A 9,748-nucleotide genomic window follows, 5' to 3' on the forward strand; every position below is an offset into this window, starting at 1 on the left:
CTGGTAGTGAAGATAAAGGAGGCACCACACATGGCTTTTGACGGTATTGCAACACGAGCCGTAACATATGACCTGCAGAATAGACTGCAGTCAGGCAGAGTGGTTAAAATCCACCAGCCCTACCCTACCGACCTTGTTATAACGATAAGGGCACAGGGGAAAAATTATCCGCTTTTTCTATCAGTAAACCCTAATTTCGCCCGCTTTCACTTAACAGATGTGAAATTCCAGAATCCTTCGGAACCCCCGCTTTTCTGTATGGTCCTCCGAAAGCATCTGGAAGGGGCTGTAATCGAATCATTTGAACAGACAGGACTGGAACGGGTAGTAACGATATCCTTCAAAGGAAGAAACGAACTTGGGGACGTTTCCTACAAAAAGCTCATACTGGAACTAATGGGCAGACACAGCAACTTAATATTTCTTGATTCTGAGAACAATACAATCCTGGAAAGTATAAAGCATATTCCACCTTCTCTATCACAGTACCGTACGGTACTTCCCGGACGGCCGTACCTTGAACCTCCTCACATGGACAAAAAGAATCCTCTTGAAACTTCGGGTGAAGAGCTGATACGAGCCGTTGATTTTAACGCGGGTAAAATGGACAAACAGCTGCTTCAGTTATTCAGCGGTTTTTCACCTCAGGTTATACAGGAAATAATTTACCGCGCCCGATTTTTAAACGCCGATACACTAAGGGATGCTTTCGAATCAGTTATCAACCCTGTAAAGAACTATCAATTTGAATACGGTATAATCACTGAATCAAACCGGGAAAGTTTTTCTGTTGTGCCTATGCACCATAAACATGGGAACGTATCCACATACGATACTGTCCATGAAATGCTCGACAAATTTTTCACTAATAAAGCTGAGCGGGACCGGGTTAAACAGCGTGCTTTTGACCTTGAGCGTCTTTTGAAAAACGAATACGAAAAAAACAAAAAGAAAATCAAAAAACTGGAAAAAACTTTAAAGGATGCCGACAAAGCCGCTGAGCAGCAGAAATACGGGGAGCTTCTTACAGCTCACATGCATATCGTCCAACCGGGTCAGAAAGAAGTTACGGTGGTGGATTATTATGATGAAAATCAAAATGAACTTTCCATTCCTCTTTCTCCAAGAAAATCAGCTTCTGAAAATGCCCAGCAGTATTTTAAAAAATATCATAAATTAAAAAATTCTGTGCAGTTTGTACAGAAAGAAATTAAAAATGCAAAAGTAGAAATGGAATATTTCGACCGGCTGCTGCAGCAGATGGAGCTGGCTTCTTCTGAAGACATCGAGGATATCAGGGAAGAACTGGTTCAGGGTGGATATTTAAAAAAGAAATCCAGCACGCGGAAAAAGAAAAAACAGGATAAGCCGGTACTGGACCGTTACGTTTCTTCTGCCGGAATTGATCTGTACGTCGGTAAGAACAACAAGCAGAACGAATACTTGACTACTAAAATGGCCCGTCAGGACGATACCTGGCTGCACGTGAAAGACATTCCCGGCTCCCACGTACTCATCAGAGATACCGATCCAGATGACGAGACGATAGCTGAGGCTGCGCTTCTAGCCGCCTACTTTAGTAAAAGCCGCATGTCATCCAACGTACCCGTCGATTTTACACTTATCAGACATGTTAAAAAGCCAAGCGGCGCTAAACCCGGGTTTGTAACATACGACCGACAGACCACTTTATATGTTACCCCGGCAGAGGATACTGTTAGCCAATTAAAACAAAATTTTAAAAAGAAACATTCCTGAAACTGCCTAATGGTTAACTGAAACGCTAATTCCACCTGCCCACTGTTTACGGCTCGAAACATTTGACTGCCTGAACACTCAGACAGTTTCGAAAAGTAATTGCAGGGTGGATGAATAATAACGGCGGAGAAGATGCAGGAAAGAATCCCTTTTTTCGCCCAGAGATAAAGGAAGCTCCAGGTACAGTGACTTAATTAACAGAGGAAAGGCCTGTCAGATATTGTCTGTCAGGCCTTTCCTCTGTTGAAAAACTATGTACCAGTATACCTTTTCTGCTTCCGGTTGGTTCAGCAGCGGTGGAAAATCTATTTATGGCGATTAATGAAGCAGCATAAAATTATGGCCTTCACAGACCGCAGAAAAAATGTATCAGCCGAAACACATAATGAACGCGCTCGGTTTGTGACAGTCAGTTTCCATAAATACATTAGAGCAGATGCTTCAACTTTGAGACAGAACTATCCAGGAACGGAATCTGTTTATACTGTGAGTTAATCCTGTTTATAATCCGATTTTTTTACCTTCGTGTCCACTTTCATATTTGCTATCAGCGTAATAATTATCATAGCCGGAAGAATCCATACCGGCATTTCAAAGAACATGTTCAGCACTATATACAGTATAACCGGGATGAGCAGCGAAAATCCCAGCATAAGCAGCTGTTTTCTTTTTTCAGACATAGTATCTCCCTTTACTACAAATTTTGTTCTTTATCACTTTAACAGAAATTATTCCGGGAGACTATAAAACGCTTTTAAGCCGGATTAAAAGCTCCTTCGTACAGCTCTCATGTATAAGGCAGGCGCTTGATTATTTACTTGTAAAACACTACAGTAAAAGTATTACAATTTATGTATAAAAAAGTATATCCCTTTTTGAAGGAGGAAACTGATGATTATTCGCGACGATTCGACTCATTTTATTATGATTACCCAGGAGGACCATGCTGTAGTTTCCGGTGATATGGCCGCAGCCTGGAATACACAGTTCCTTGCCTCATTGAAACGCGTCGAAGATATGGTGATCTCGGTCTATAGCCATGATAAAGCCTGGAAAGAAATCGACGCTGCGCCTTTTTATAACGATACGGTAAAACGCCCCTTTTCTTTTATCGACTATCCAGTAAGGCCGAAATTAATACATTATAAACATGGCATTGACCTTGTCGAATCCACAAACCTTTACGCCGGTCTGCTGAACAGCCTTCATTACTGTTCCCTCGTGGATGCTCAGGATCCCAGCAGTAAATCGTTTTTTGAAAACGAAAAGCTGCGGCAGAAACGAATTAAAGATAAACTCGGGATTACCGGGATAGAACATACGGCGGATATCGAAGACCATTTTCAACTGCTTCAGCTGTGTGACAGCTTATCGCTTTTTATCTGTATGAACAGCCCAGGAACAGAAAAGGTTTATTATAATAACCGGGATGGATTTAAAAATTCACACAAATTCCCTTTTACAAATGGGCAGGATATTACTGCTGCCTGGAAGACGAATAAAGATCTCCAAATAAATCCCTTTCCTTTCAATCAAAACTTCAGCACGACACTCCGTTTCAGATCAGTTGATAAAAAGTCAGTAGAGGGAAACGGATTAATGTATGCTTGGCAGGAGGCTGTACCGGAAGATCATGTAATCACGATACAATGCTGACGATAGTGATTTTTAAAACGGGGTGCTCCATGAGAGAAGCGCAGCTGCTTTTTAAAAGACAGCTATGTTAAAGTTTGAGGTTGTCCGGTGGGAACTTCACCTCCATCCGAATGCCTCCCCCATGGAACGAAATCGCTCCTCTTAATTTTCAACATAGGAAAAGCCTGTCAAGACTAGTTGACAGGCTTTCAACGTATTAATGAAGTTTTTCTTGTAAACTTTTAGTTTTATCTCCAGCGAATATTTTTATGCATTTCCTGCTGGAATCGGCAGGATATACTCTCCGATTTCTTCACAGCAGCATTGCCGCTGCCCAGCCTAAAATAAGCAGTGGGATGTTAAAGTGAAGAAATGTAGGAACTACTGTATCCCAAATATGATTGTGCTGTCCGTCAGCATTTAAACCTGCGGTTGGTCCCAATGTACTGTCGGATGCAGGACTGCCGGCATCACCTAAAGCACCGGCTGTCCCTATAAGAGCAATAACGGCCATTTCAGAAAAACCGAGTGAAGCTGCAAGAGGAACAAATATAGCAGCAAGAATGGGGACGGTCGCAAAAGAAGAACCAATTCCCATCGTTATAAAGAGACCAATCAGAAGCATAGCAATCGCTGCAAGGCCTGTTCTTCCTTCAAACCAGCCGGAAGCTCCTTCAACAAGCAGATCTACGTGCCCGGATTCTCTGATGACTTCAGCAAAGCCTCCGGCTGTTATCATGACAAAACCAATAAAAGCAAGCATTTTCATACCATTCGTCAGCAGTTCATCCGCTTCCTGCAGTGTAAATTTTTTCGTCACATGAAGTACTCCAAAGTATACATACAGTATTACAAGACCTGTGAATACTCCCAATATCATCGAACCGGAAGTTACCTGTGCAACGAGAACAGCTGTAATAGCCCCGAGGCCGACGAGTACTCCGGCTGTAGAAACCGGACGCTGCGGTGCCTGCTCGTTTTCTGCAGTCAGTTCTTTGTCCGCATATTTTCTGGGCTTCCGGTAACTGAACAACACGGCGAAAACGAGGCCCAGGAGCATTCCTGTCACGGGAAGAATCATGGCAAATGGAATATCTGATGGATTGATCGCCATCCCGCTCGCTTCCATGTTTTCAGCAATTGTTCCGTGAAATATTAACCCGTACCCTGCCGGGATTAATATATAAGGCGCTTTTAAACCGAAAGTCAGTGCTGTGGCTGCTGCTCTCCGGTCCACTGCGAGCTCATTAAATACTTTTAGAAGCGGCGGAATCAGCAAAGGTATAAAAGCAATGTGGACGGGAACGAGATTTTGTGAAAAACAGGCAATAAGAGCAATGATAAAAAGCATCAGAACTTTTGTCAGTGATTTTCTTCTTGCTTCCCCTTCCCTGCCCACCAATTTCACAGCTGCGCGAACCATCAAATCCGGAAGACCCGTAAAACTTACTGCAATGGCAAAAGCACCTAACAAGCCATAGCTCAGTGCTATTTCCGCATTTGTCCCGAGTCCTGCACTAAAAATTTCTATAGTTTCTGTGAGCGACATGCCTGCTGTTAACCCACCCGCTATAGCTCCGAACAGCAGTGCCAGCACAACGTGCACTCTTGAAAGACTTAAAATAATCATTACTAAGACAGCTACAATTACAGCATTCATTAACAATAACTCCCCCGGTACTTTAGTTTGATAAATCACTAATGGAAAAAAGACTTATTGAGAATACCACGGGTTTTCAGGTGCGTCAAATGCTTTTTTAGGAGCTGGGTCGTTCGAAGAGACAGTACCTTTCTGCTTTCTTTTATTACTTTATGTATGGAAGGAACTGACGGTAATACCGAATATTTATAGAAACTTAGGCATCACTATTCAAAAGCAAATTTCTCTTCACTTTACATACAGCCACCAAATGATGATATACACATGAAGAAACACCAGATAACGTGCACTCCATGAACCTTCCAGAAGTTCCTTCCAAAAGTAATGCAGTATCCCCACTTCAACCGGCCTGTTCATAATAAATAGAAATAATGTTAAAGGAAGTATCATGATCAATACGGAAACAAAAAAAGAGGAAACTATTTTATTTCCACTATAAACGGTAATAAATGCTTTAAAAATCGTAAGAGCTGTGAGCAGGACATAAAGACTCCAGCCCAGAATTGATAATAAACTGTCCATAACTAATCCACTCACTCCTCCCGCTGTAATTTAAAATAACATCTGCCGTACCCATGCCCTTTGCACTGGTGTCAGATTATCATTAATCTGAAGCATACTGTCAGTCTCAAGGAGGGATAATGCACATGGAATCACTGCCTTATCTTATTCTACTATTTATAGGATATCTTGTTTATACGCTCGATCATCATAAAGAAGATCTTCCAGTTCCCAGTATACTTGTTATTATCGGTATTTTCCTTTCCTTTATTCCTTTTTTCAGCGGAGTAGCTATCACCGCTGATATATTATATGAAATTTTTCTTCCGGCCCTCCTCTTTACTGGAGCCTACCAGTTCTCTCCTGCAAGACTTAAAAAGTATGCCGCTGGTATAACAATTCTTGGTACCGCAGGACTCGCTGCTACAATTTTTTTATCAGGCTGGGCCATTTACCTTATTATGCAGCCGTTTGCTGCCGTGCCGCTGCTTGCAGCGTTTCTTATAGCAGCGATCCTCACTCCTACCGATCCGGTTTCAGTCATGCAGATTCTCTCGCAGGATTTAAATGATGAGCTCGTAACAACTATAGTAGAAGGGGAATCTCTGCTCAACGACGGTACAAGTGTTGTTGCGTTTGCCTTTTTATTCAGCTGGTACACTGGTTCAACTCCCGGTATGATGGAAGGAACTGTTCAATTTGCCGTTGTTTCTGGAGGAGGGATACTGGTTGGCCTCGCCGGCGGCTGGTTATTCAGCAGAGCTGTTCACGTGACCCATGAGCGCTATTACCAGATTATGCTCAGCATCGTTGTAGCCTATACCGTTTTTTATACTGCGGAGTTTGTTCAAGTTTCGGGCGTACTGGCTGTAGTTTTTGCGGGGCTCGTTCTTTCATCCACATTCAGCCGGTCTGCAAAAGAAAGACATTTCCGCGAAGCTCTCGACGGTTTTTGGAAAGTGGTGGAAGTGTCTTTCCTTTCCATTCTGTTTCTCATGATAGGCATTGCGGCCTCTTCTTATTTGTTTCACGAGTACTGGCTTTTGGCTGCCGCCATTTTCGTTGTGCTCCTTGCACTGCGAACAGCCGTAGTTTCTACTTGTTCAGCAGTTCTGCCGCCGATCGAATCCATTAATTGGAAAGAACAGCTTTTAATAAGCATTTCCGGAGTGAAAGGAGTAGTTTCCGTATACTTAATTCTTAAACTGGAATCGCTCGCATCCGCTGAAATGGATATTCTGCTTTCAATTAGCTTCAGTGCAGTAATACTTTCCCTCCTGCTTCAAAGTATCGCTATTCACCCTGCGGCTATAAAACTTAAGAAAAGAAACCAACCCCGGACCTTATAATCCATCATAAAAGGCCGTCTCAGCTTTTTCATTTGAGACGGCCTTTCTTGAAACGTACAGCTGATCACAGCATTAACAGCAGAAGAACTGATTTGAATATCAGTGTTTAAAATACATTCACATTTGTATGATATTCTTAAAAATTCACCTTATCCTGATTCGTTACAATCAGAAGAGTTTTCCCTTTGTCCAGCTCTTCTTCAAGATCTTCTGCCTTATCAGAACTGATGCCCATTTCTTTCATTTTTGTGCGAAGCTTGTCTCCTTTACTTCGAAAAACATTTTTCAATGCCGTACCGGTTCCTGTTTCACTCACTCCAATTTTATTTGCATCCGTACTTTTGCGGGTTCTTCTTTCGTGATCATTGTCGTGGGACAGTACATAAATATCTTCGTCACTCACCCCGTCTTTTCGGAGATTCGATATTGATTCGTTAAGACTCTGATCATTATGAAACAATTTGTACTTAGGATCCATGAATAATTCCTCCTTAAATATATTTCCGGCTTTGACTTTGCCGTTATTCTTTCTAGAGTTCTTTTTACCCTCCCAGCCGTATATTCAACCCTCCATAAATGAAAATCCCTTTAAAGCCAGCTTTTATTTGGGATTCAGACAGCTGACGTATGCGGGACACCGTTAGCTTATTCTGCACTTGACTGCTGGAAAAGCACCTGCCTCCGACTCTTCAAAATAATGCTGAAGCTTGTCTCCTCCTGTGAGCAAGCTTATGTTTTAAAAAACCTCACAGGGTAAAGATCACCCCGGAAATGTAATTTACAAGTTACATTTAAATCGGTATGATGAAGTAGGAAATTACATATAAAGAAAGTGGTGTGACATTATGCCCTACGAAATTAACGAAACTATGCTGTCAGAAGAACGCATTAAAGAACGAGTTAAAGAACTTGCTGAAGAAATAGAAAAAGATTTTCATGATGAGCCGATTGTTTTAATAGCAGTTCTTAAAGGCTCGTTTGTATTTGCGGCGGACTTGATGCGGGACATAAAGAGCAGTGTGCAGATTGATTTTATTTCTGTTTCAAGCTATGGCAGCCAGACGGAAACTACCGGAAAGGTTCGTCTTCTGCAGGATCTCGATACGAATATTACAAATGAAAATGTCATTGTAGTAGAAGACATTGTTGACAGCGGGCTGACGCTTGATTTTTTGATCGATCACCTTCGTATGCATAAACCTAAGCAGTTGAAAATATGTACACTTCTGGATAAACCAGAGCGGCGCCGGGTTGACCTTCCTATTGATTACGTCGGGTTTGTCATTCCTGATGAATTCATTGTCGGATACGGAATTGATTACGCCCAGCAGTATCGTAACCTTCCTTACATCGCAAGTGTCAAAAAAATATAATTACCATCTGAAGTGCTTCTTAGTAAATAAAACGGTCATGACAAATTATGCCATGACCGTTCTATTTTTTAATTTCAGCGCCGGTGTCATTCAGAAAGTTATCCTTGACGGTTAGGTCGTACGATAACTTCGTTCACGTCAACGTGCTCCGGCTGATTAACTGCATAGTATACTGCCTCTGCTATATCTTTGCCTTGAAGCGGCGTTATTTGATCCAGTCCAATTCCTTTTTTCAGCATATTCATCGCTTCTTCGTCGGTAATAGAATCTGTCAATTCTGTATCTACAATACCTGGTGAAATGGATGTTGTACGTACATTGCTTCCTGCTGTTTCTTTGCCGAGACCTTCCATAATTACCCGGGCTGCGAATTTAGTACCACAGTATACTGCTCCAGCCGGCATTACTTCATGGCCTGCTATAGAGGAAGTAGTCAAAATGTGCCCCTCATTTCTTTCAAGCATATGCGGAAGCACGGCACCTATTCCGTAAAGAACACCTTTTATATTAACGTCCACCATCTTATCCCATTCGTCAACTTTTTTATTTTTCAAAAAGCTGAGCGGCATGAGGCCTGCGTTGTTAAAGAGAACGTCCACCTGACCATATTTATCCAGCGTAAACTTTATCAAATCTTCCACATCCTGCTGGGAAGTAACATCGGTAGGTTTGACGGAAATATCACCAGGTAGGTCTTTCAAGCGGCTTTGAAGATCCTCCAGTCTTTCTTTTCTTCTCGCAGCAACGACTACGTTCGCTCCTTCTTCTGCAAACCGGGCGGCTGTTGCTTCTCCTATCCCGCTGCTAGCTCCGGTAATCACTACAGTTCTTTCACTCCAATTTTTCATATAACCCCTCCTGAATTTATACTGCTCTGTACTGTTCCCTTAAAAAACTCCATAAAAACTCCTCTTACCACACCTTATCAGCATGTCACCGCCGGCATCTCATATGTTTTCGTGAAATTGTTTATTAATCCATACCAGTATTTATGTATTTTAGATTATGAAGAAATAAATCGGTTTACATAATAATGTTATTGTTAATTAAGTGTTCTCTTTTTGAGCTGATTGCGTTTTTGTGCTACCCTGCTGTATAGCACATATTTCGGAGGTTTAATTATGCTGACCATCGTTACCCGCATTACTGCCGTTTTGCTTGTTATAATGATTATCACTGCCTTTTCGACTTCTTTAATAAATAGTACAGTTTTCTACTATATTACCGGACCTGTACTGTTTTTGTTCGGGATTGATGAGTATTTCCGCAGTAAAGGTTTCTACAGCTTCTTTCTTTTAGGTGGAGGTATTTTCATTACTCTTTTTACTTTGTTTGGAATACAGTCAGCTGGCAGCTTATAACACTAAAAAAGCAGGCCGGATGATTTCCGGCCTGTTTTTAAGCATGTAGTTGACGGCTTCTCTCTTTAAAATATGCTTTTTCTAAGAGATTGATCGGGTACGCTGAAGAAG

The 9,748-nt window shown here is 41.8% G+C and carries 10 protein-coding genes; 5 read left to right on the forward strand and 5 right to left on the reverse strand.

Annotated features, from left to right (window positions below; translation table 11 throughout):
* The first annotated feature begins 30 nt into the window (after positions 1-30).
* Positions 31-1,758: an Rqc2 family fibronectin-binding protein gene (locus C6Y45_RS05020; RefSeq protein ID WP_107583935.1), complete on the forward strand. Its 1,728-nt coding sequence runs from the start codon at positions 31-33 to the stop codon at positions 1,756-1,758.
* A 491-nt stretch (positions 1,759-2,249) separates the two neighbouring features.
* On the opposite strand, the gene C6Y45_RS05025 is transcribed toward C6Y45_RS05020, so the two are convergent.
* Positions 2,250-2,438 carry a hypothetical protein gene (locus C6Y45_RS05025; RefSeq protein ID WP_107583936.1) on the reverse strand — a complete coding sequence of 63 codons (189 nt, stop codon included), beginning with the start codon at positions 2,436-2,438 and terminating at the stop codon, positions 2,250-2,252.
* Between the two features lie 211 nt (positions 2,439-2,649).
* Between C6Y45_RS05025 and C6Y45_RS05030 the strand changes: the two genes are divergently transcribed.
* Positions 2,650-3,414, forward strand: coding sequence for a DUF3891 family protein (locus tag C6Y45_RS05030; protein ID WP_107583937.1), 765 nt, complete (start codon positions 2,650-2,652; stop codon positions 3,412-3,414).
* Positions 3,415-3,706: 292 nt separating this feature from the next.
* Here C6Y45_RS05030 and C6Y45_RS05035 read toward each other — a convergent pair whose 3' ends face one another.
* Together C6Y45_RS05035 and C6Y45_RS05040 are read right to left on the reverse strand one after the other, a co-directional pair.
* Positions 3,707-5,053, reverse strand: coding sequence for a Na+/H+ antiporter family protein (locus tag C6Y45_RS05035; RefSeq protein ID WP_107583938.1), 1,347 nt, complete (start codon positions 5,051-5,053; stop codon positions 3,707-3,709).
* Between the two features lie 228 nt (positions 5,054-5,281).
* A complete protein-coding gene (locus C6Y45_RS05040; RefSeq protein WP_146159151.1) occupies positions 5,282-5,590 on the reverse strand; it encodes a hypothetical protein in 309 nt (102 codons plus the stop codon).
* 110 nt (positions 5,591-5,700) lie between these two features.
* Between C6Y45_RS05040 and C6Y45_RS05045 the strand changes: the two genes are divergently transcribed.
* A complete protein-coding gene (locus tag C6Y45_RS05045; protein WP_160058136.1) occupies positions 5,701-6,903 on the forward strand; it encodes a cation:proton antiporter in 1,203 nt (400 codons plus the stop codon).
* 136 nt (positions 6,904-7,039) lie between these two features.
* Here the strand turns inward: C6Y45_RS05045 and C6Y45_RS05050 are convergent, their stop codons facing one another.
* Positions 7,040-7,381 (reverse strand): YflT domain-containing protein, encoded by a 342-nt coding sequence (locus C6Y45_RS05050; protein ID WP_107583941.1) that lies wholly within the window; start codon positions 7,379-7,381, stop codon positions 7,040-7,042.
* 367 nt (positions 7,382-7,748) lie between these two features.
* On the opposite strand from C6Y45_RS05050, the gene hpt reads away from it, so the two are divergent.
* Complete coding sequence (gene hpt / locus C6Y45_RS05055) at positions 7,749-8,276, forward strand: hypoxanthine phosphoribosyltransferase (RefSeq protein ID WP_107583942.1); 528 nt, start codon at positions 7,749-7,751, stop codon at positions 8,274-8,276.
* 98 nt (positions 8,277-8,374) lie between these two features.
* Here the strand turns inward: hpt and C6Y45_RS05060 are convergent, their stop codons facing one another.
* The gene (locus C6Y45_RS05060; RefSeq protein ID WP_107583943.1) at positions 8,375-9,124 is read right to left on the reverse strand and encodes an SDR family oxidoreductase; all 750 of its coding nucleotides are present in this window, start codon (positions 9,122-9,124) and stop codon (positions 8,375-8,377) included.
* A gap of 273 nt (positions 9,125-9,397) precedes the next feature.
* On the opposite strand from C6Y45_RS05060, the gene C6Y45_RS05065 reads away from it, so the two are divergent.
* The gene (locus tag C6Y45_RS05065; RefSeq protein ID WP_107583944.1) at positions 9,398-9,637 is read left to right on the forward strand and encodes a hypothetical protein; all 240 of its coding nucleotides are present in this window, start codon (positions 9,398-9,400) and stop codon (positions 9,635-9,637) included.
* The last annotated feature ends 111 nt before the right edge of the window (positions 9,638-9,748 follow it).

The sequence above is a fragment of the Alkalicoccus saliphilus genome (genome assembly GCF_003044065.1).
GTDB lineage: Bacteria > Bacillota > Bacilli > Bacillales > Salisediminibacteriaceae > Alkalicoccus > Alkalicoccus saliphilus.

What these genes read in the sequence shown, in the direction of transcription:
- C6Y45_RS05020 (WP_107583935.1), top strand. Translation starts at nt 31, where the DNA reads ATGGCTTTTGACGGTATTGCAACACGAGCCGTAACATATGACCTGCAG.
- C6Y45_RS05060 (WP_107583943.1), bottom strand. Translation starts at nt 9,124, where the DNA reads ATGAAAAATTGGAGTGAAAGAACTGTAGTGATTACCGGAGCTAGCAGC.
- C6Y45_RS05065 (WP_107583944.1), top strand. Translation starts at nt 9,398, where the DNA reads ATGCTGACCATCGTTACCCGCATTACTGCCGTTTTGCTTGTTATAATG.
- C6Y45_RS05050 (WP_107583941.1), bottom strand. Translation starts at nt 7,381, where the DNA reads ATGGATCCTAAGTACAAATTGTTTCATAATGATCAGAGTCTTAACGAA.
- hpt (WP_107583942.1), top strand. Translation starts at nt 7,749, where the DNA reads ATGCCCTACGAAATTAACGAAACTATGCTGTCAGAAGAACGCATTAAA.
- C6Y45_RS05025 (WP_107583936.1), bottom strand. Translation starts at nt 2,438, where the DNA reads ATGTCTGAAAAAAGAAAACAGCTGCTTATGCTGGGATTTTCGCTGCTC.
- C6Y45_RS05045 (WP_160058136.1), top strand. Translation starts at nt 5,701, where the DNA reads ATGGAATCACTGCCTTATCTTATTCTACTATTTATAGGATATCTTGTT.
- C6Y45_RS05030 (WP_107583937.1), top strand. Translation starts at nt 2,650, where the DNA reads ATGATTATTCGCGACGATTCGACTCATTTTATTATGATTACCCAGGAG.
- C6Y45_RS05035 (WP_107583938.1), bottom strand. Translation starts at nt 5,053, where the DNA reads ATGAATGCTGTAATTGTAGCTGTCTTAGTAATGATTATTTTAAGTCTT.